Source organism: Mesobacillus maritimus (genome assembly GCF_023715205.1).
Classification (GTDB): domain Bacteria; phylum Bacillota; class Bacilli; order Bacillales; family Cytobacillaceae; genus Mesobacillus_B; species Mesobacillus_B maritimus_C.
The window spans coordinates 40908-62770 of the sequence record NZ_JAMBNR010000009.1 but is presented as its reverse complement, the minus strand read 5'-3'; the positions used below and the strand labels follow the sequence as shown (position 1 = coordinate 62770).

The window sequence follows — 21863 nt, the reverse complement described above, 5'->3', positions numbered from 1 at the left end:
TGTATAAATAGTGCTTAAACCGCTTGTGCGTACTTTTTTACTGCCGCGCGAATATCATCAATATCAAACGGCTTTGCAAAATGGGTTAAAGCTCCCAAATCCATCGCTTGCTGAATCATATCTAGCTCTCCATACGCGGTCATAATGATGACGCGGATATCTTCTTCGATTACTTTCATTCGTTTTAAAATTTCAATTCCATCCATGCCCGGAATTTTCATATCAAGTAAAACTAAGTCTGGTGAATGCTCCTTTACAATTTCAAGAGCTTGTACTCCGTTAGCCGCTTGAAAAGTGTCATAGCCTTCTTTTTGCAGCACTTCGTTAAGCAAGATGCGAATTCCAAACTGATCGTCAACAATCAAGATTTTTTGTTTCATGCCGCTTTCCCCCAATATCAATTTCGTTTTACTTATAAGGCTGTTTCCGTAGTATGAACGAAAAGAGCCGAGCTTCATTAATAGTTAAGTTAATTATTTCGCGTTTTCTTTTAAAAATCCTTCTCCCAATCACAAAACTTATTGTCGAAAATTTTACCTTCATGTCGATAACCCTTATAATCACTAATTGGAGGCGATTTTTGATGTTAAAAATGTTAACAACACAGCTAACCGGGCTGTTTAACAGATTACAAGAAAAAGAAGAATTTTCGATTGAGGATAGTGCCAGACTGCTCGCTCAAGCAGTTGCTGGCGAAGGAACCATTTATCTATACGGTGCAAAAGAAATGGGTGCCGTCCCTTTAGAGGCTATGTACGGCGCTGAACCCTTAAAACAAGCTCAAATTTTAACAGCAGAGCAAGTTTCCAATGTCACCCTAGCTGACCGCGTGATTTTATTCTCACGAAAGTCAACAGATCCTGAGGCATTGGAAATCTCCCAAAAGCTCGCAGACAAAAGTTTCCCCTTTGTCGCCGTTTCCACGATTGATAAAAACTCGGAAACACAAGGACTAGACACCCTAGCCGATGTTCATATAGATCTACGCCTTACAAAAGGACTACTGCCTGATGAACTTGGCAACCGCATTGGCCAACCTTCCTCAATGGCGGCACTTTACGTGTACTATGGCATTAAATTCACCATTGACGAAATTATGGCAGAATACGAATAAACCATAACTTAGGTACTGAAGTACCCTCTCGATGACTGATGACTTCATTTTTTATTGTGAAGAGGGCACTGAGGCGCCCTCTCGGTGACCATCCGTTTCTTTTTTTGCTGTGAACGGGCACTGAGGCTCTCTCTCGGTGACCATCCGCTTCTTTTTTTGATGGCAACGGGCACTGAGGCGCCCTCTCGGTGACCATCCGCTTCTTTTTTTGATGGCAACGGGCACTGAGGCGCCCTCTCGGTGACCATCCGTTTCTTTTTTTGCTGTGAACGGGCACTGAGGCTCCCTCTCGGTTACCGTTCGCTTCTTTTTTTGATGGCAACGGGCACTGAGGCGCCCTCTCAGTTACCGTTCGCTTCTTTTTTTGATGGCAACGGGCACTGAGGCTCCCTCTCAGTTACCGTCCGCTTCTTTTTTTGATGGCAACGGGCACTGAGGCGCCCTCTCGGTGACCATCCGCTTCTTTTTTTGATGTGAACGGGCACTGAGGCGCCCTCTCAGTTACCGTCCGCTTCTTTTTTTGATGGCAACGGGCACTGAGGCGCCCTCTCAGTTACCGTTCGCTTCTTTTTTCGTTGGCAACGGGCACTGAGGCGCCCTCTCAGTTACCGTTCGCTTCTTTTTTTGGTGGCAACGGGCACTGAGGCGCCCTCTCAGTTACCTTCCGCTTCTTTTTTTGATGGCAACGGGCACTGAGGCGCCCTCTCAGTTACCGTTCGCTTCTTTTTTTTGATGGCACGGGCACTGACACTCCCTCTCGGTTACCATCCGTTTCTTTTTTTGATGGCAACGGGCACTGAGGCACTTTCTATAGAAAAAATAGGCGTGAGATCCATCGGATTTCACGCCTATTTTTGTTATTAATAAATACCAACATTGTTTACCTCGGAGTTGCAAGAGCCATTTCCGCTTTTCGGCTTGTCCAGCTGCGGCTCCTAGCCCCTCGAGTCGCTTCGGTCTGCCAGTCGAAGTCAAAGAACGGACTTCATCCGTCAGTCCTCCAGCGCTTGTCGGGGCTGGACAGTCGCCTACGCTTTTCTTTGTCCAGCTACGGCTCCTAGCGACTAGTGGGCTTCGCTCTCCTCCCTACGATAAGTCAACATCGAATCGCTTACGCTCTTCGTGTTTCCTTTATCTCAGTCAGAGCGCTCCAGCCCATACGTCGCTGGACAGTCCCCTACGCTCTTCTAGTTACTTTGTTTGAATGATGCTTCGACAAAGTCTCTGAATAGTGGTTGTGGACGTGTTGGTCTTGATTTGAATTCTGGGTGGAATTGGCAAGCTACAAACCATGGGTGGTTTGCGATTTCGACAATCTCCACTAAACGTCCATCAGGGCTTGTCCCAGAGAAGATAAAGCCTTCTTTTTCTAACTGCTCACGGTATTCATTGTTGAATTCGTAACGATGGCGGTGACGTTCGTAGACAACTGTTTCGCCATACGCTTGAGCAGCTTTTGAACCTTCGATTAATTTACATGGGTATAAACCAAGGCGCAATGTTCCACCAAGATCCTCGACATCCTTTTGTTCAGGCAACAAGTCAATGATTGGATGTGGTGTGTCTGGTTGGATTTCAGCAGAATGAGCTCCTGTTAACTTCACTGCATTGCGAGCAAATTCAACGGAAGCTAATTGCATGCCTAAGCAAATTCCGAAGAATGGTTTCTTCTGTTCACGTGCATACTGAGTCGCTAGAATCTTTCCTTCGATTCCACGATCCCCGAATCCACCAGGAACTAAAATTCCATCAACATCGCCTAACAACTCGGCCACATTTTCAGTTGTTACGTCCTCTGAGTTTACCCATTTGATGTCGATGTCGCTATCAAACGCATAACCCGCATGACGAAGGGATTCAACAACGGAAATATAGGCATCTTGAAGTTCCACGTATTTCCCTACAAGTGCAATTTTCGTTGTATGCTTAAGGTTTGTTACCTTTTCAACAAGTTCTTTCCACTCATCCATATCTGCATCTGTGCATTGTAATTGCAAATGGTTGCATACGATTTGATCAAGATTTTGACGCTGAAGATCAAGTGGAATGCTGTATAGTGTTTCAGCATCTTGACACTCGATAACGGCCTCTTTTTCAATGTCACAGAATAGAGCAATTTTATCCTTCATATCTTGAGAAATTGGCATCTCAGTACGAAGAACAATTGCATTTGGCTGAATACCTAGGCTACGTAATTCTTTGACACTGTGTTGAGTTGGCTTTGTTTTTAACTCACCCGCTGCTTTAATGTACGGCACAAGGGTACAATGGATGTACATCACATTGTGGGTACCAATATCACTTTTAATCTGACGAATGGCTTCAAGGAATGGAAGTGACTCAATGTCCCCTACTGTTCCACCAATCTCTGTAATGACAACATCCGCATGTGTTTCTTTTCCTGCACGGAAGACTTTGTCTTTGATTTCATTCGTAATATGTGGAATAACCTGAACCGTTCCACCAAGATAATCGCCACGGCGTTCCTTTTTCAGAACTGTAGAGTATACTTTCCCTGTTGTAACGTTTGAGTACTTATTCAAGTTGATATCAATAAAGCGCTCATAGTGTCCAAGATCAAGGTCTGTTTCTGCACCATCATCGGTAACGAAAACTTCCCCATGCTGATAAGGACTCATTGTTCCTGGGTCCACGTTAATATATGGGTCGAATTTTTGAATCGTTACTTTTAATCCTCGATTTTTCAACAATCGACCAAGAGATGCTGCAGTGATTCCTTTCCCAAGTGACGAGACAACCCCGCCTGTTACAAAAATGTATTTTGTCATGATGCTCCCCCTCTTTTCCATATAGTTTGCTCTATATGGATGAATTTCATTGATTCCTTACTATAAAAAATAGAAGCCGTTCTTCACGGCGATAGGATGCAAATACGGTAACACTTTTTATCGTTTTATCCTTCCATAAAAAACAAAAAAACGCCCCGCATACAAATGTATGGGGAGCGTTTCAGCGCTAATTATAAGACCGTTCCTTTTTTAAGGAGCCCAAAAATGATTCTACAGGCGTCTATTTAAAAAGTCAAGAATGTTTATTTCACATTAACTGGCAGTATAACCCCCCACTTCAAAAAGGTTAATTGGGGGATTAACTGCGAATAAAAGCCCGATTGATGAAAAATCAATCAGGCTTTGCGTGACGAACATTCAGTGAATAAAACCCATTGAATGAGGTTTCAACTTATCGGTCTTCTTCCTCATCATCCAGGTCTTCATCTTCTTCGTCGTCGAGTTCTTCTTCGTCAAGTTCTAATTCATCTTCGTCTTCAATGATGTCATCGTCATCATCAAAGTCTTCTTCTTCTTCTTCATCTTCTTCATCAAAATCATCGAGATCTTCATCAAGAAGGTCGTCTTCTTCGTCAAAGTCATCAAAGTCTTCTTCTTCATCCAGCTCGTCGAAGCCTTCAACTTCTTCATCAACCGCTTTCTTCTTAGCCTTTTTCTTCCGCGGTTTTACAGGTGTAATTGTATCTTCTTCCGCTTGATCTACTGGGTACCAAGCACGCAAGCCCCAGCGATTATCGCCTAGACCTAAGTACCGGCCATCTATATTTAAGTCGGTATAGAACTGTACCACTTTTTCTGTAGCATCGTCTTCACCAAGTTCAAGAACCTTTTTCACTTCTGCTACTAATTCGGCAAATGAAACGGCTTGCTTTTTTTCTAATAAAATTTGATAAGCAATTTCAATCCAAGACATTTCATTTAGCTCTTCTTTTGAGTATTGGTTTAAACTCAAGACTTGCACTTCCTTTCTCTATTCAAGCTCTCTTTCGAGCAGGATATCCGGAATATGGAAAATCTCCCAAAAAGCATATTCTTCATTATAAACAAATTCATCTGGTTTATGCCAGTCTAATCTATGGTTCTTGCGCTTTTTTATAGGATTTTGCTTTTGAATCCTCTTTTTTCTGTTTCTCACTCGCTGAATTTCGAAAAAGTCTAACAGAAAGCACAAAACAAAACACCGATAAAAGAGCAAAAGAAATGGCTCCTAACTGGAATTTATAGAACAACAGCAACACGCCTACAGCTGCGGCTGTCCCGAATATCGCTAATAGGACTTTCAACATACGTCACATCCCACTGAATTCAGTATATTATGTATATGTTTGATTATATAGCTTCTTATCGCAACTAGGAAGACCGTTTTCTTGTATAACTTAAAGCTTGCCCGCTAAACAGAAAAAAATGGCTTGTCGCCCCCACAAGCAAAAAATTGGATGGTGCCAGGCACCATCCAGAAAATTGGTAATCCCGCCCAGTTTTACATATTGCGGCGATATTGACCGCCGACATCATAAAGAGCCCGCGTGATTTGACCAAGACTTGCGTATTTTACCGTTTCCATCAGTTCCGCAAAGATATTCCCACCACTGACAGCCGTTTGCTTTAAGCGGTTTAAGGCTTCTTCACAGACGTCCTCATGCTCCGACTTAAACGCATTCAAATTGGCTATTTGCAGTTCTTTCTCTTCTTTCGTTGCTCGAGCCAATTCCATATTGTCGACTGCTTCCTCTGAGGGTGGATTTGGATTCAAGTACGTGTTCACACCGATAATTGGCAATTCACCGGTATGTTTTTTCATTTCATAGTACATCGATTCATCTTGAATCTTGCCACGCTGATACTGCGTTTCCATCGCACCAAGTACACCGCCACGATCATCGATGCGTTCAAACTCTTGCAGCACCGCTTCTTCAACAAGATCGGTCAACTCTTCAATGATAAACGAACCTTGCAATGGATTTTCGTTTTTCGTCAACCCATGCTCTTTCGTAATAATCATTTGAATCGCCATCGCGCGGCGCACCGATTCCTCCGTAGGCGTTGTAATTGCTTCATCATAAGCGTTTGTATGCAACGAGTTGCAATTATCATGCAACGCCATTAACGCTTGTAACGTTGTGCGAATATCATTAAAGTCAATTTCTTGTGCATGCAACGAACGACCAGAAGTCTGCACATGGTACTTTAACTTTTGACTCCGCTCATTTGCTCCGTATTTGTTCTTCATCACCGTTGCCCAAATTCGGCGTGCAACACGGCCAATCACCGTATACTCTGGGTCCAACCCATTGGAGAAGAAGAAACTTAAGTTTGGTGCAAAATCATCAATATGCATTCCACGGCTTAAATAGTACTCCACATACGTAAACCCGTTTGCCAACGTAAACGCCAACTGCGAAATTGGATTTGCTCCGGCCTCGGCAATATGATACCCAGAAATCGATACCGAATAATAGTTTCGCACTTTATGATCAATAAAATACTGCTGAATATCGCCCATCATCCGCAGCGCAAACTCCGTCGAGAAAATACATGTATTCTGCCCTTGATCTTCTTTTAAAATGTCGGCCTGAACCGTACCTCTTACCGTACTCAGTGTATATGCTTTTACTTCCAAATACTCAGCATCCGTTAACTTCCGGCCTAGCTCAGCTTCTTTTCGCTCAACCTGCTGCTGGATCGCCGTGTTCATAAACATTGCTAAAATAATCGGCGCAGGACCATTAATCGTCATTGAAACAGATGTCGACGGTGCACATAAATCAAAGCCAGCATACAGCTTTTGCATATCCTCTAACGTACAAACACTAACGCCACTTTCGCCTACCTTGCCATAAATATCTGGGCGGTAATCCGGATCTTCGCCGTAGAGCGTCACCGAATCAAACGCTGTACTCAAGCGCTTCGCAGCATCATCTTTGGATAGATAGTGGAAGCGACGGTTCGTTCGTTCTGGTGTCCCTTCACCAGCAAACTGTCGCTTCGGATCTTCACCTTCGCGTTTAAACGGAAACACGCCGGCTGTATACGGGAAAGAACCTGGTACATTTTCAAGATAGACCCATCGTAAAATTTCGCCATAATCCTTGTAACGTGGCAAGCTGACCTTTGGGATTGATAACCCTGATAAACTTGTCGTCCGCATTTGGGTGACAATTTCTTTGTCCCGAATCTTGGTCACAAACTGCTCCGCACCATACTTTTCCTTAAACTCTTCCCATCCTGCTAAAATTCGTTTTGAATCCGCCGACAGTTGCTGCTCAATTTCTGCTTGCAAACTTTCTAACGCTGACAAAATATCTCCTGTCATACCTTGTTCCTTCATCGCTTCAATTGTTCCTTCAACTTGGAACAAACGTCGAGCGATTTCTGCTTGCTGGGTGGCATAGCGATGATGACCCCGAACCGCTTCCGTGATTTCACGTAAATAATAGCGACGGTCATTTGGAATAATGATATTTTGCTTTTCGACCTTCGCATCTGTTGAAAAAGTAGTCTTCCAATCTAGCCCCGCTTTGCTGTTGATTTTTTCAATTAAAGCCGCAAACAACGCGTTCGTTCCGGGATCATTAAATTGACTTGCTATCGTCCCATATACCGGCATTTGATCGAGATCTTGATCAAACAATAGATGACTGCGTTGATATTGCTTTTGAACTTGACGCAAAGCGTCTTCGGAACCTTTGCGCTCAAACTTATTGATGACAATCAAGTCAGCAAAATCAATCATATCGATTTTTTCTAACTGTGACGGTGCCCCGAACTCGCTTGTCATGACATACATGGAGAGGTCACAAACATCGGTAATGCCAGCATCCCCTTGACCAATTCCACTCGTCTCGACAATAATCAAATCAAAGCCCGCCGCTTTCGTCACCGTAATCGCATCTTGAATCGCAAGCGATAACTCCGACCGCGCTTTCCTTGTCGCAAGACTGCGCATATAAACGCGTGGAGAGAAAATTGCGTTCATGCGAATTCTGTCTCCTAGCAAAGCCCCGCCCGTTTTCTGTTTTGTCGGGTCAACCGATAAAATCGCCACGCGTTTTTCAGGTAATTCATTTAAAAAGCGGCGAATCAGTTCATCTGTTAATGAACTTTTCCCTGCTCCCCCGGTTCCTGTAATCCCTACAACCGGAACATCCTTGCCTAATGTTTTTACTTTTTCAAGGACGGACTCGACCGCAGCCGCTGTTTCCGTTTGAGAATTTCCAGTACCTGCCACCTGCTGTTCCGCAAAGGTAATTAATTTTGCCACTGTCAGGACATCCCCAGTTGGCAGCTTTTCTACTTCACTCGCAACATCTGGTCCGACGGTTGGAAAATCACATTCCTTAATCATTTGCTGAATCATGCCTTCTAAGCCTAGCAAGCGTCCATCCTCAGGAGAGAAAATCCGGGCAATTCCATATTCATGCAGTTCTTTTATTTCCCGTGGAATGATGACACCGCCGCCACCACCATAAATGCGTATATGGGAAGCTCCCCGTTCTTGAAGCAAATCATACATGTATTTAAAATACTCCACATGCCCACCTTGATAAGAAGAAATCGCAATTCCTTGCACATCTTCTTGAATCGCGGCATTGACGACTTCCTCAACCGAACGATTATGTCCAAGATGGATTACTTCCGCTCCCAGAGCTTGTAAAATTCTTCGCATAATATTGATTGAAGCATCATGCCCATCAAATAGACTTGATGCTGTCACAAAGCGAATATGGTTTTTCGGTAGGTACTTTTCCGGCAAACTCATTTCTCTCCCCCTGTTCCTTGAACTCCATAAAATAGCAATTGAATTTGCAATTCAATGTATTCCTCAAGCGTATACTCTTTTTGCAACGCCCAACGGCGGAATCCCCACATCTGACCTTCGACAAACAAATTGTGTGCGAACAGCTTGATTTGTTTGTCATTCAAATCAAGCTCGCCGTTTCTCACACAGTTTTCAATCACATCCTCGAACATGCCGACCATTTGGATTTCCTTATTTAGCACATAGGGGAGAGCATCCTTGCTGAGCGATTTTGCTTCCTGGTACATGACCAATACTTCTTCCTGCATCTCCGCCATTTCGCGAAAGTAATAAGCAATGCTGCTTTTCAAACTTTCAACCGTCCCCTGATTGGTATCCAAATCTTTTTGAAGCCGTTCGCGAATTTGGTCGTACATTCGATCGACGACAAGGTACAAAATGTCTTCCTTCTTGCGAATGTACTCATACAAGGTTCCAATGCTAAAGCCTGCAGCCCGCGCAATCTCACGAGTTGTTGTTCGGTGGAACCCTTTTTGTTTAAACAACGCCACTGCTCCGACAATCATTTGATCGCGCCTTTTTTCAACGAGCCGCTCATCTTTTACAGAAGCCTGCACTTCCCTCCTACTCATCATTACCCCCCTTGCCTTGCCCGTACCGTCCGCTTATTTCGTCAACATTCTGCTGATCACGAGGCGTTGAACTTCTTGTGTACCTTCATAGATTTGCGTAATTTTCGCATCGCGCATAAACCGCTCAACTGGGTACTCTTTTGTATAACCATAGCCGCCAAAGACTTGTACCGCTTCGGTTGTTACTTTCATTGCGGTATCCCCTGCAAGCAATTTGGACATCGCTGATTCTTTCCCGTATGGAAGACCTTCAGACTCTAACCATGCTGCTTGATAAGTTAATAGTCTTGAAGCTTCGATTTGCGTTGCCATATCCGCTAGTTTAAAGCCAACTCCTTGTTGCTGAGCAATTGGCTTTCCAAACTGAACGCGTTCTTTCGCATAATCAACTGCCGCATCCAATGCCCCTTGTGCAATCCCAACCGCTTGGGCCGCAATTCCGTTACGTCCGCCATCAAGCGTCATCATTGCAACTTTAAACCCTTCGCCTTCTTTCCCTAAAACATTCGCTGCTGGTACGCGGCAATCTTCAAAAATGATTTCTGTTGTAGGTGATGAACGAATCCCCATTTTCTTTTCTTTCTTGCCCACTGAGAAACCTGGGAAATCACTTTCAACGATAAAAGCAGTTGTACCTTTATGCTTGTTGTCTGGATCCGTTAGCGCAAACACCACATAAATCTCTGCTTCGCCACCATTGGTGATGAAAATTTTCGAACCGTTCAACACATAATTGTCGCCATCACGACGCGCAATCGTTCTCATCGCACCCGCATCCGAACCACTGCCAGGCTCTGTTAAGCAATAAGCGCCCATCTTTTGTCCTGTTGCCAACGCTTTTAAATACGTTTGCTTCTGATCTTCCGTACCAAACTTATAAATCGGCCAGCTAGCTAACGAAGTATGAGCGGACAATGTTACCGCTGTTGATGCACATACACGCGATAACTCTTCCACCGCGATACAATAAGCTAAATAATCACTGCCGATGCCACCGTACTCTTCTGGCCATGGAATCCCGGTTAAGCCAAGCTCCGCCATTTTTTCAAACAAACCGCGGTCAAAGCGCTCTTCTTCATCACGCTCTGCAGCCGTTGGAGCTACTTCATTTTTTGCAAAATCACGGACCATTTTTCGAATCATTTCGTGTTCTTCTGATAGTTTAAAATTCATGTTCAATTCCCCCAGTTTTTATTTGCACTATGATACCTAATTGTTGATTTCCACTCCTGGTGCTTCGCTTTCCGCGCCCGTGGGGTCTACCGCTGACCTGTACTTCCCGCAGGAGTGTTCGCACCATCCGCTCCAATCAACGAGATAAAAAAACTAAGAAATACACAGTCTATTGTTTCATCTACTTCCTACAACTGCTTGCTAATCACAATTCGCTGAATTTCGCTTGTTCCTTCATAGATTTCCGTCACTTTCGCATCGCGGAAGTATCGTTCAACAGGATAATCTTTGGTGTATCCATAGCCACCGAATACTTGAATCGCTTCGGTCGTCACTTCAACAGCCGTCCTTGAAGCAAATAATTTGGCCATCGAGGCTTCCTTGCTGCATTTCTCCCCACGCTCACGGAGGTTTGCTGCTTGGTAGACAAGTAGTTTCGATGCTTCCACAGCCGTCGCCATGTCTGCTAGCTTAAACCCTACTCCCTGCTGCGCCGCAATTGGTTTGCCAAACTGAACTCGTTGTTTCGCATATGTGATCGCGGCCTCAAGAGCTGCGCTAGCAATTCCTAGGGCCTGAGCGGCAATCCCAATTCGCCCCACTTCTAAATTGCCAAGCGCAATTTTTAGCCCATCACCTTCCGCTCCTAAGCGATTGGCCGCTGGCACAACCATATCTTCGAACGTTAACTGTACCGTGCGCGAACCATGCAGCCCCATTTTGTGCTCATCTTTTCCGATCACAAGCCCCGGCGTATTTTTCTCCACGATAAAAGCCGAAATCCCTTTTGAACCGGCTTCCGGATTGGTTGAAGCAAAAACAATGTATGTGTCTGCTTCTCCTCCGTTGGTAATAAACACTTTCGAACCATTTAAACGATAGCCTTCGTTTATTTTCACCGCTCTTGTTTTTAAACTGGCTGCATCGGAACCTGCACTCGGTTCAGTCAGACAGAAAGCCCCGAGATATTCACCTGACGCTAACTTCGGGACATATTTCTGCTTTTGTTGTTCATTGCCAAAATAAAGAATCGGGTTCGTGCCAACTGATGTATGCACCGATAAAATGACCCCAAGCGTTGCACTCATTTTTGAGATTTCTTCAATTGCGAGGATGTAGGACGTAAAATCCATTCCTGCTCCACCATACTTTTCTGGAATCGGAATTCCCATCAAACCAAGCTCACTCATTTTTTTAAGAAGCTCGTGTGGAAACTCGCCCGCTTCCATCCGTCCAATAAACGGGGCAACTTCTCTTTCCGCAAAATCTCGAACCATTTTCCGCATCATTTCTTGCTCATCTGTAAATCTCAGGTTCATCTAAAGAACCCCTCCCTGACTAAGATGCATGTTTATTCATAAACATAAAAGCCACGACCCGATTTCTTTCCAAGCCAACCTGCTTTCACATACTTACGCAACAATGGGCATGGTCGATATTTAGGGTCACCGAAGCCGTCATACAAGGTCTCCATAATATACAGACAAGTATCCAAGCCGATAAAATCAGCCAACGTTAACGGACCCATCGGATGGTTCATTCCGAGTTTCATCACTTCATCAATCGATTCTTTTGTTGCCACACCCTCATATAAGGTATAAATCGCTTCGTTGATCATCGGCATCAAAATCCGATTTGCCACAAACCCAGGGAAATCATTCACTTCTACCGGAACCTTGCCAATTTTTTTCGTAATGTCCTCAATGGTTTGGTACACTTCATCGGCCGTTGCTAGACCACGAATAATTTCTACCAACTTCATGACCGGTACTGGGTTCATAAAATGCATGCCGATTACTTTTTCCGGACGCTTTGTCGCCGCGGCAATCTCAGTAATTGGCAGCGAAGAAGTATTGGAAGCTAAAATCGTATGTGGCTGAGCAATCTCATCTAACTGAGCAAAAATCTTCGTTTTCACTTCCATATTTTCAACTGCTGCTTCGATGATAAGATCAACCGCACCTGCATCTTGAAGATCTGTAGAGGAAGCAATCCGTGCAAGTACTTCCGCCTTCTGCTCTGCAGTGATTCTGCCTTTATCCACTTGTCGTGTTAAATTTTTGGTGATGACTCCTAACCCACGTTCTACAAATTCCGGTTTCAAATCATTCAAAGTCACCTGGTACCCAGCCTCAGCACAAACCTGTGCGATTCCCGAACCCATTTGCCCGGCACCAATTACCATAATTTTTTCCACTTGTTTTCCCCCTTTAGCTAGTTTGATAGAAAAATAGGTTCTCCGAAGAACAGTTCTCTTCAATTCCCGCGATATTCTGGTCTATTGCCTCATAATCCGGTTCTATTCCCGCAAAACCTTTGTCTATCCCCGTAACTCATCTTTCTATTACAAAGGAACCTTGATCTATTGCCCAACATCCACGTTCTATTTCCCATAAAACTTGTGTCTATTCCCACATCTCACGGTTCTAGACTCTACTAGCGAACTTCAATCATTACCGCATCGCCCTGGCCGCCGCCCGAACAAATCGCGGCAACCCCAATGCCACCGCCACGGCGCTTCAGCTCGTGCATCAACGTTAAAATGATTCTAGTTCCACTAGCACCAATTGGGTGACCAAGCGCAACCGCACCACCGTTAACATTGATTTTCTCTGAATCCAAGCCTGCAATTTGCTCACTCGCCAGAACAACAGCAGCAAAGGCTTCATTGATTTCAAACAAGTCAATATCAGCAACCGACTTTCCTGTTTTCTTTAACAGCTCATTGATGACCAAGCCAGGTGTTTTCGGAAAATCCTTCGCTTCCGTAGCAACCGCTGTATGCCCAAGAATGACCGCATCAGGTTTGCGTCCTTCACGAACTGCGCGTTCTTCACTCATCAACACAAGCGCTGCTGCACCGTCATTGACTCCTGGTGCATTTCCTGCAGTAATCGTGCCATCGTGATTAAACACTGGCTTCAATTTGGCTAAGCTTTCTAGCGACGTATCTTTTCTTGGTGCTTCATCTTGATCAACCACGACTGGATTTCCACGTCGTTGCGGGACTTCAACTGGAACAATTTCTTCTGCTAGTAAACCACCATTGATTGCAGCAACCGCTTTTTGGTGACTTCTGAATGCCCATTTGTCTTGCTCTTCACGACTAAGGGCCATCTCCGCTGCGACACCGTTTCCATATGTGCCCATATGAACGCCGGTAAATGAACATGTTAATCCATCATGAATCATCAAGTCCTTCACTTGGCCGTCGCCCATTCTTAATCCCCAGCGTGCTTTCGGTAACATGTACGGAGCGTTGCTCATCGATTCCATTCCGCCTGCGACAATTACCTCTTCTTCACCAGAACGAATCAGTATATCGGCTAGCGATACACTACGCATTCCTGAAGCACAGACTTTGTTCACAAGCTCTGTTTTGACTTCCCAAGGTATTCCCGCGTTGCGTGCCGCTTGACGGGAAGGAAGCTGGCCTTGCCCACCTTGGAGCACATTTCCCATAATGACTTCGCCTACGTCTTTTGCTGCAACATTGGCGCGCCCCAGCGCACCTTGTATCGCGATACCGCCAAGTTCTGCAGCGGTCAAACCGCTCAAACTTCCACCTAATTTTCCAAAAGGTGTTCTTGCTCCTGCTAAAATCACCGTCTTGCCCATCTATTAGCACCCCTTTTATGGTCAATTTTTATTATCGAAAAATATTGACTGAACGCTCGCTCAAGCCTGACCCATATAAAAACTTACACCATCCCCAACGTTGTAAGCGCTTAAATATAAGGCCGTTTTCGTAAAGTTTGTTGTTAAAATCTTAATTCCGATTTTAACGCTGTAATCATCATTTTCTAAGCTGAAAATTAAGTTAGCAGGCTCTTTTCTCATACACAAAACTATTAAGTATATCCTAGATCATTCAGTCGCACTTTTTTCAAAAACAACCAAGTTTGAGAAAAGAGCCAAAACTAAATGCAAATGCCTATACAAATTTATGAGGATTAGCGGCGAAACATTCCGCCGCTAACCTCTATGCTGTATAGGCCCAAGTTGCTCTTCTATTAGTCTAGTTTTTATGAAGCAAGTTCTTCCTTTTCACCAAATACAGATTTCTCAAGAAGTTCTGCAACATCATACGTACTAACGTTTTCTTCGACTTCTTTTGCTTTGGTTCCATCTGATAACATCGTTAAGCAATATGGACAGCCGGACGAAATGACCGAAGGATTAACAGCAAGCGCTTGTTCCGTACGTGCTACGTTGATGCGGTGTCCTGTTTCTTCTTCCATCCACATCAAGCCACCACCGGCTCCACAGCACATTGCGTCTTCGCGGTTACGCTCGATTTCCTTCAACTTCACACCAGGAATCGCTTTGATGATGTCACGCGGCGCATCATAAACTTCGTTGTAACGTCCAAGATAACAAGAATCATGGAACGCAATCGTTTCATCCAATGTATGCTTCGGTACAAGCTTTCCTTCTTTCACAAGCTCCGCAAGCAATTCGGTATGGTGATACACCTCTGCTTCAAAGCCGAAATCAGGATACTCATTTTTAAAGATATTGTATGCATGCGGGTCGATTGTAACGATTTTCTTCACTTCGTTCTTTTCAAATTCCGCAATATTGTTTGTTGCTAGCTCTTGGAATAAGAATTCGTTACCAAGACGGCGTGGTGTATCGCCTGAGTTCTTTTCTTTGTTTCCTAAAATCGCAAATTTGACGCCCGCTTCATTTAAAAGTTTCGCAAAGCTTAACGCGATCTTTTGACTGCGGTTATCAAAAGCACCCATGCTTCCAACCCAGAATAAGTATTCGAACTCTTCGCCAGACTTTTTCATTTCTTTTACAGTTGGTACAACAACATCGTCACGAAGCTCACGCCATTTTTCTTTTTCCTTACGGTTCAAGCCCCATGGGTTTCCTTGACGCTCGATGTTTGTCATTGCACGTTGTGCATCGGCATCCATCTTTCCTTCGGTTAAAACTAGATAACGACGAAGGTCAATAATTTTATCAACATGCTCGTTCATAACTGGACACTGATCTTCACAGTTACGGCAAGTTGTACAAGCCCAGATTTCTTCTTCTGTAATGACATCGCCAATTAAGCTCGGGTTATAAGCAAGACTAGCAGCCGCTTCTTCTGCCCCAGCACCTGCACCAGCAAGCGCTAACTGGTTTCCAGTTGTATTCGCAAATGCAAATGTCGGCACCCACGGTTGCTTGGATGTCACAGCAGCTCCATGGTTTGTTAAATGATCACGCATTTTTAAAATTAAGTCCATCGGCGATAGCATTTTACCCGTGCCTGTGGCTGGACACATATTTGTACATCGTCCGCACTCTACACAAGCATAAAAGTCAATCATCTGCTCTTGAGTAAAGTCGGTGATTTTACCTACTCCAAAGCTTTCTTGTGTTTCATCTTCAAAGTCAATTTTACTAGGCTTTGCGGCCGGCCCCACACGTGTAAAGTACACGTTTGCTGGTCCTGCAAGTAAGTGCGCATGCTTTCCTTGTGGTACGTACACCAAGAACGTTAAAAGTAAGAGTAAGTGAATCCACCAAGCAACATAGAACACCACAATTGCTGCAGTTTCTGGCAGCCAACTTAAGGCAGCGGCAATCGCTGAAGCAACAGGCTCTGTCCATGTACCTTCATGACCGTGCCAAATCAAGCTCATACCGTTTCCGAGAAGAACGGATAACATCAAGCCACCGATAAAAATAAGAACAAGTCCATTTTTCACACCGCGCTTTAAGCGTACGAGCTTTTCGATGTAACGGCGATAGTACGCCCAAATAACGGCAACGAGAATCGTTAACGTCACGATTTCCTGGAAGAATGTGAAACCAGGGTATAGCGGACCTAGCGGCAAATGCGATTCTGGCTTAATCCCCTTCCAGATAAAATCAATCGCTCCAAACTGGACTAAAATAAATCCATAGAAGAACATAACGTGGATCGCTCCACTCTTTTTGTCCTTCATTAATTTCTTCTGACCAAATACCATTACCCAAATTCTGTCCCAACGTTCTTTTACATGGTCATTAAACTCTGATTTCTTCCCGAGCTTAATGTACTCAATTCTCGTTTTGACCACATACAGGAACAGACTAGCTGCGTAAGCGATTACAAGAATCGTCGCAATCAAGTTAACCCATAACAGACCGTTCATAACTTCCTCTACCCCCTTTGAAGATTTCTACAAGCGAGCGCTCGCTCATTTGCAGAGAAAATTTAAAACCAATAAAATTTTCTGAATTTATCTGTAACTCCATTATATTATGAATGAGCATTCAGTCAACGGTTTTTTTCTCAAAAATTTTTTTCTTGGATGGATTCGGAAAACCCTTCATATAAATCATTATTTCGGTAAAACTAATCTGTACTCGCAACCGACTTTTTACCTCCCTACTTAAGTCATACGCGTGAAAAAATTACATAAAGGAGCCGGATTTCTGTGGAGATTGCAACGTGGATAATAGTTTGTATTACCCTGCTGCTAATAGTGGACTTTTCCATCGGGAGAAAGCGACATTTAGCCCAGTTAAACAAGCAACGATTTCCTGAACGAAAAAGTCAGCTTGCTGTCTTCACAACAGGACCCGACTTATTTGAAGATTACTTTGCTGAACTTAGGCAAGCTAAAAAGCATATTCACGTTTTGTTTTACATTGTAAAAGATGATTCATTCGGCAACGAGTTTTTAGAGATCTTAATGCAAAAAGCGAAACAAGGTGTTGAGGTCCGGCTACTGGTAGACTGGGTTGGCGGTAGTCTCTCACGTAAGACGAAACAAAAATTAAAACAAGCGGGTGTCGAGTTTGCTAGCAGCCAAGTTCCCAAACTCCCCTTTTTGTTTTATTCTTCGCAAGTACGAAATCACCGCAAAATTACCATTATTGACGGTGCAATTGGCTACACCGGAGGCTATAATGTTGGCAAGGAATACATCAACAAAGACAAAAAACTGACTCCGTGGCGTGACTATCATTTAAAGGTAAAAGGCGAAGGCGTCCAAGATCTACAGAAACAATTCCTTCTTGACTGGAAACGGACTATGAAAGTCAATCTTTTACAAAAAGAAGTCTATTTTCCTCCGCTTCAGCAGGGAGAAATTCGCCACCAGTTACTGCCTTCGGAAGGGAATGAATTAGAACAAACCTTATTCAGCATGATCCAGAAGGCCGAACACAAGATGATGATCGGGACTCCGTATTTTATCCCTAGCGATCGAATCTTCAATGAACTGTTAAAGGCCGTTGAGCGCGGTGTACAGTTTACCTTACTCGTTCCTTTTACAGCTGATCATATACTAGTAAAAGAAGCGTCCTTGCGCTATATTCGAAAGCTCATTTCTTCAGGTGGAAATGTATATCAGTATAAAAAAGGATTTTATCATTCAAAAGTATTTGTAATTGATGATAAACTTTGCGACCTAGGCACAGCCAACTTTGACAAACGCAGTATGTTTTTAAACCTCGAACTCAATTGCTTGATTTATAACCAAGAATTTATTCAACAGGTAAACATGATCCTTCAAGAAGATTTACGAGATTCTGATGAAGTCAGCCTTGAGGAGTTAAACCGTTTCAACCCGTTTCGCAGTCTAAAAGAACGTGCAGCCCAGACGGTCTCCTATTTTCTGTAACGAGGGCTGAAAGGAGATTCACCATGATTATACGTTTCGGCTACGTATCGACGGCGATTTCGCTTTGGGAAGCTTCACCGTCGCGTACACTTACTTTTACTCGCTATCAAAAAATGTCCAAAGCCGAGCGCACGGACAAGCTATTAGCGGTGACTCATGAAAATTTAAAAAGCACAGAAAGAATGGTTCATTATAATATTGCCCACGAAATACCGTTGTACCGGTTTTCAAGCTCGATTGCCCCACTCGCCACTCATCCTGAAGTGAAATGGGACTTTGTGACTCCATTTCGTGATCAATGGCGCGAAATTGGTCGCCTTGTTAGAGCCAAGGGGATACGTACCAGTTTTCATCCGAACCAGTATACTCTGTTCACTTCCCCCCGCCCAGAAGTTTCCGATAATGCGGTGATTGATATGGAGTATCATTATCGGATGCTTGAAGCAATGGGGCTCGAAAACGAAGGAGTCATCAATATCCATATCGGAGGGGCTTACGGAAATAAAGAAGAAACAATTCTCCGCTTTCACGAGAATTTGCGCAAACTCCCTTTTGAGATTAAACAACGGATGACACTTGAAAACGATGATAAAACGTACACCGGAGACGAAACATTAGCTGCTTGTCAAAAAGAAGACATCCCGTTTGTATTCGATTATCATCATCATATGGCCAATTTGGGGACAATGGAGCTTGAAAAGCTGTTGGAGTTAGGATTTGCAACTTGGGAACGAATTGGACTCCGGCCGAAAATTCACATCAGTTCGCCCAAGACGGAAAAAGCCTTTCGGTCGCATGCTGATTATGTGGACGCTGATTTTATCCTGCCACTGATTGACGTCTTGCGTTCCCTCGGACAAGATGTTGATTTTATGATTGAAGCAAAGCGAAAAGATCAAGCTGCGCTCAATTTAGTAGAAGATTTGAGTAAAATTCGTGGCGTTAAGCGGATTGGTGGGGCAACTTTGCAGTGGAAGTGAGTTTATTATGTGTACCCCCAATGTATCTTGTGAGTTTTTATTTTTAGATTGCTTCATTTTTGCTGATAACCAGTAAAAATCACACCATTCCATTTATAAAAACGAATGACTTTTACTAGAAAAACACTTTTAGGGGGGGATTTTCAAGCCTATTTGTCTTTCTAGACGTATGTTTGGCTCGTTTATACCCTCCCTATGCTGATTGTAGCTAATTTATTTGCCGTTAACTTCACTTTATTCTCCCTAAACCTTTTTTTATTCTCTGTAGAGAGAATAAATACCTGCTTAGGTATAAGTTTTCTCCCCCAAAAGTCCCATTCCTCCCTTAAAAACAAAACCAAAATTCCTTTACTAGAAAAATAAACCTCTCCCAAGTGGGAGAGGTTATTTAAAATTATAAAGCTCCAGCGGCTAGCGACTAGTGTCCTTCCCCCTTCTCCCTACGATAAGTCAACATCGAATCGCTATCGCTCTTCGTGTTTCCTTTATCGCGTTCAACGGGCACTAAATTCTTAATTGCCCGTAAGAACCCGATTGACTTTTCTAAGGGCTAAAGCCCAAAGAAAAGTCTTATCTCAGTCGAAGGGCTCCAGGACATACGTCGCTGGGCAGCCGCTTCCGCTTTTCTATCTTACATCTTCTCTGGTGCAGATACTCCGATCAGATCCAATGCGTTTTTCATGGTGATTTGTACGGATTTAATTAATCCTAAACGTGCAGCAGAGCGGTCTTTGGCTTCTAGGTCTAGTACTTTTTCGGCATTGTAGAAGCTGTGGAACGCTGATGCTAGTTCAAAGATGTAATTCGTTACGCGGTGTGGCACACGCTTTTGTGCAGCTTCTGCAACCGCTTGTGGGAATTCACCTAGTTTCTTTAACAAATCGATTTCTTTCTCTGCACCAATTAAGCTGAAGTCGGCGTTGCGGTCGACCGCAAGCCCTTGTTCTTCGGCTTGACGCAAGATGCTGCAGATCCGTGCATGCGCGTATTGTGCATAATAAACAGGGTTGTCATTCGACTGAGATACTGCTAAATCAAGGTCGAAGTCCATATGTGTATCTGAACTTCTCATCGCGAAGAAATAACGAGTTGCATCAAGGCCAACTTCATCAATCAAGTCACGCATTGTCACTGCTTTACCGGTACGCTTACTCATCTTCATTTTCTCGCCATTTTTATAAAGCTGAACCATTTGAATGATTTCGACTTCAAGCGCATTCGCTTCATTGCCTAGTGCTTGAATCGCTGCTCTCATCCGTGGGATATAGCCATGATGGTCCGCTCCCCAAATATTGATTAACTTTTCAAATCCACGCTCAAGCTTGTCTTTATGATACGCGATATCCGGCAATAAGTACGTAAATGATCCATCTTGCTTGATTAATACCCGGTCTTTGTCATCGCCAAATGTTGTTGAACGGAACCAAGTTGCTCCATCTTTTTCATAGATATGGCCTTTTTCTTTTAACACTTCAAGCGCTTTTTCAATCTTACCGTCTTGATAAAGAGATGTTTCTGAGAACCAAACATCAAAACCGACACGGAACGCTTCTAAGTCTTTCTTCAACTTTTCCAGTTCATATTCCAACCCGTATTGGCGGAAGGTTTCAAAGCGTTCTTCATCGCTCATTTTTGCGAACTTGTCAGCATGCTCTTCCGCTAATTTTTTCCCGATGCCGATAATGTCTTCCCCATGGTAACCATCAGCAGGCATTTCGCGGTCTTCGCCAAGCGCTTGGAAATAACGAGCTTCAACCGATAACGCTAAGTTGTTAATTTGATTTCCCGCATCATTTATGTAGTATTCACGCGATACATCGTAACCTGCTTTTGCAAGCACATTGCTTAGAGAGTCCCCTACAGCCGCGCCGCGAGCATGTCCTAAATGCAAATCGCCTGTTGGATTGGCCGATACAAATTCAACCTGAATTCTTTCCCCATTCCCTACGGTAGACTCTCCGTAACGGTCCCCTGCTTCAAGAACAGTCGGAATCAAATCTGTTAAATAACTATTATTCATATAAAAATTAATAAAGCCTGGACCCGCAATTTCAATTTTTTCAATCGAAGCTTTGTTTTTATCAAAGTTTTCTACTAGTTCCTCAGCAATTTTCCGCGGTGCTTTTTTCGCCACGCGTGCAAGCTGCATCGCCATATTCGTTGCATAATCCCCGTGCGCTTTATCTTTTGGCAACTCAAGCACAACGTCTGGAATTTGTGCTTCTTCTGCTAAGCCGGCTTTAATGACGGCGGCTTTGATTTCTTCTTTTAACTTGGCTTGAACTTGTTCAACAATGTTCATTCCGCAACCTCCTCGTATTGGATATTCATATGATATGTACCTGCATGTGACCCTTGGATCGCCAAATCATAACGGATTTCGACGCGACCATCTTCCAAGTTGATTTTCTTGGTATTGGCTTCTGTCAGCATCAACCCTTGATCCGTTTTATAGGTCCCCGGTGTTTTTTTATTCGCGATAAAATGAAGCCTCATATCTACCGCACCTTTGCGAAGAATGAGGACTTCCTCTTCCTTCAATTTTACGGTCGTATGAATCGTTCCTTCTGTCATCATTTCATCGTATTGAAGATACGCACTTGACCCTTTTTTCGAATAGCGCCCAAAAGCGATCAATTCATAGGGTTCCTTATTAATGATTGTTTTCACAGTCACTTTTACAGGAATTTGTTCAACGGCATTCGTAGACACCTAAACACATCCTCACTAAATCTAGACAATTCTATTATAACTTTCAAGTATACGTATTGTACCAAAATAT

The 21863-nt window shown here is 43.6% G+C and carries 16 protein-coding genes; 3 read left to right on the top strand and 13 right to left on the bottom strand.

Annotated features, from left to right (window positions below; translation table 11 throughout):
• Positions 1–14: 14 nt before the first annotated feature.
• Positions 15–380, bottom strand: coding sequence for a response regulator (locus M3182_RS14030; protein ID WP_251427958.1), 366 nt, complete (start codon positions 378–380; stop codon positions 15–17).
• Between the two features lie 203 nt (positions 381–583).
• Between M3182_RS14030 and M3182_RS14025 the strand changes: the two genes are divergently transcribed.
• Entirely contained in the window at positions 584–1114 is a 531-nt protein-coding gene (locus M3182_RS14025; protein ID WP_251558549.1) for a DUF2529 domain-containing protein, read from the top strand.
• Positions 1115–2301: 1187 nt separating this feature from the next.
• Here the strand turns inward: M3182_RS14025 and pyrG are convergent.
• The 10 genes from pyrG to M3182_RS13975 all read right to left on the bottom strand — a co-directional run bounded on the left by pyrG (position 2302) and on the right by M3182_RS13975 (position 16625).
• Positions 2302–3903 (bottom strand): CTP synthase, encoded by a 1602-nt coding sequence (gene pyrG, locus M3182_RS14020; RefSeq protein ID WP_251558547.1) that lies wholly within the window; start codon positions 3901–3903, stop codon positions 2302–2304.
• A gap of 412 nt (positions 3904–4315) precedes the next feature.
• Entirely contained in the window at positions 4316–4885 is a 570-nt protein-coding gene (gene rpoE, locus M3182_RS14015) for a DNA-directed RNA polymerase subunit delta (RefSeq protein WP_349775456.1), read from the bottom strand.
• 112 nt (positions 4886–4997) lie between these two features.
• Positions 4998–5210 carry a hypothetical protein gene (locus M3182_RS14010; protein WP_251427971.1) on the bottom strand — a complete coding sequence of 71 codons (213 nt, stop codon included), beginning with the start codon at positions 5208–5210 and terminating at the stop codon, positions 4998–5000.
• A gap of 194 nt (positions 5211–5404) precedes the next feature.
• Complete coding sequence (gene icmF, locus M3182_RS14005) at positions 5405–8683, bottom strand: fused isobutyryl-CoA mutase/GTPase IcmF (RefSeq protein ID WP_251558543.1); 3279 nt, start codon at positions 8681–8683, stop codon at positions 5405–5407.
• Entirely contained in the window at positions 8680–9315 is a 636-nt protein-coding gene (locus M3182_RS14000; RefSeq protein ID WP_251427978.1) for a TetR/AcrR family transcriptional regulator, read from the bottom strand. Before M3182_RS14000 ends, icmF begins: the two co-directional genes overlap by 4 nt.
• Before the next feature lie 33 nt (positions 9316–9348).
• Positions 9349–10488, bottom strand: coding sequence for an acyl-CoA dehydrogenase (locus M3182_RS13995; RefSeq protein WP_251558541.1), 1140 nt, complete (start codon positions 10486–10488; stop codon positions 9349–9351).
• 188 nt (positions 10489–10676) lie between these two features.
• Positions 10677–11807 (bottom strand): acyl-CoA dehydrogenase, encoded by a 1131-nt coding sequence (locus tag M3182_RS13990; protein ID WP_251558538.1) that lies wholly within the window; start codon positions 11805–11807, stop codon positions 10677–10679.
• Positions 11808–11839: 32 nt separating this feature from the next.
• Positions 11840–12685 carry a 3-hydroxybutyryl-CoA dehydrogenase gene (locus M3182_RS13985; RefSeq protein ID WP_349775455.1) on the bottom strand — a complete coding sequence of 282 codons (846 nt, stop codon included), beginning with the start codon at positions 12683–12685 and terminating at the stop codon, positions 11840–11842.
• A 239-nt stretch (positions 12686–12924) separates the two neighbouring features.
• The gene (locus M3182_RS13980; RefSeq protein WP_251558536.1) at positions 12925–14106 is read right to left on the bottom strand and encodes an acetyl-CoA C-acetyltransferase; all 1182 of its coding nucleotides are present in this window, start codon (positions 14104–14106) and stop codon (positions 12925–12927) included.
• Positions 14107–14513: 407 nt separating this feature from the next.
• Positions 14514–16625, bottom strand: a complete 2112-nt coding sequence (locus M3182_RS13975; protein WP_251427990.1) for a (Fe-S)-binding protein — start codon at positions 16623–16625, stop codon at positions 14514–14516.
• 285 nt (positions 16626–16910) lie between these two features.
• On the opposite strand from M3182_RS13975, the gene cls reads away from it, so the two are divergent.
• Entirely contained in the window at positions 16911–18101 is a 1191-nt protein-coding gene (gene cls / locus M3182_RS13970; protein ID WP_251558534.1) for a cardiolipin synthase, read from the top strand.
• A 23-nt stretch (positions 18102–18124) separates the two neighbouring features.
• Positions 18125–19081, top strand: coding sequence for a UV DNA damage repair endonuclease UvsE (gene uvsE, locus M3182_RS13965; protein WP_251558532.1), 957 nt, complete (start codon positions 18125–18127; stop codon positions 19079–19081).
• A gap of 631 nt (positions 19082–19712) precedes the next feature.
• On the opposite strand, the gene argS is transcribed toward uvsE, so the two are convergent.
• Together argS and M3182_RS13955 are read right to left on the bottom strand one after the other, a co-directional pair.
• Entirely contained in the window at positions 19713–21383 is a 1671-nt protein-coding gene (argS, locus tag M3182_RS13960; protein ID WP_251558529.1) for an arginine--tRNA ligase, read from the bottom strand.
• A complete protein-coding gene (locus M3182_RS13955) occupies positions 21380–21793 on the bottom strand; it encodes a YwiB family protein (protein ID WP_251558527.1) in 414 nt (137 codons plus the stop codon). Before M3182_RS13955 ends, argS begins: the two co-directional genes overlap by 4 nt.
• Between the last annotated feature and the right edge of the window lie 70 nt (positions 21794–21863).

Excerpts from the sequence above, each read along its gene's own strand:
- M3182_RS14000 (WP_251427978.1), bottom strand. The coding sequence starts at position 9,315 with ATGAGTAGGAGGGAAGTGCAGGCTTCTGTAAAAGATGAGCGGCTCGTT.
- M3182_RS14025 (WP_251558549.1), top strand. The coding sequence starts at position 584 with ATGTTAAAAATGTTAACAACACAGCTAACCGGGCTGTTTAACAGATTA.
- M3182_RS13995 (WP_251558541.1), bottom strand. The coding sequence starts at position 10,488 with ATGAATTTTAAACTATCAGAAGAACACGAAATGATTCGAAAAATGGTC.
- argS (WP_251558529.1), bottom strand. The coding sequence starts at position 21,383 with ATGAACATTGTTGAACAAGTTCAAGCCAAGTTAAAAGAAGAAATCAAA.
- M3182_RS14010 (WP_251427971.1), bottom strand. The coding sequence starts at position 5,210 with ATGTTGAAAGTCCTATTAGCGATATTCGGGACAGCCGCAGCTGTAGGC.
- icmF (WP_251558543.1), bottom strand. The coding sequence starts at position 8,683 with ATGAGTTTGCCGGAAAAGTACCTACCGAAAAACCATATTCGCTTTGTG.
- M3182_RS13980 (WP_251558536.1), bottom strand. The coding sequence starts at position 14,106 with ATGGGCAAGACGGTGATTTTAGCAGGAGCAAGAACACCTTTTGGAAAA.
- M3182_RS14030 (WP_251427958.1), bottom strand. The coding sequence starts at position 380 with ATGAAACAAAAAATCTTGATTGTTGACGATCAGTTTGGAATTCGCATC.
- M3182_RS13990 (WP_251558538.1), bottom strand. The coding sequence starts at position 11,807 with ATGAACCTGAGATTTACAGATGAGCAAGAAATGATGCGGAAAATGGTT.
- pyrG (WP_251558547.1), bottom strand. The coding sequence starts at position 3,903 with ATGACAAAATACATTTTTGTAACAGGCGGGGTTGTCTCGTCACTTGGG.
- M3182_RS13975 (WP_251427990.1), bottom strand. The coding sequence starts at position 16,625 with ATGAACGGTCTGTTATGGGTTAACTTGATTGCGACGATTCTTGTAATC.
- uvsE (WP_251558532.1), top strand. The coding sequence starts at position 18,125 with ATGATTATACGTTTCGGCTACGTATCGACGGCGATTTCGCTTTGGGAA.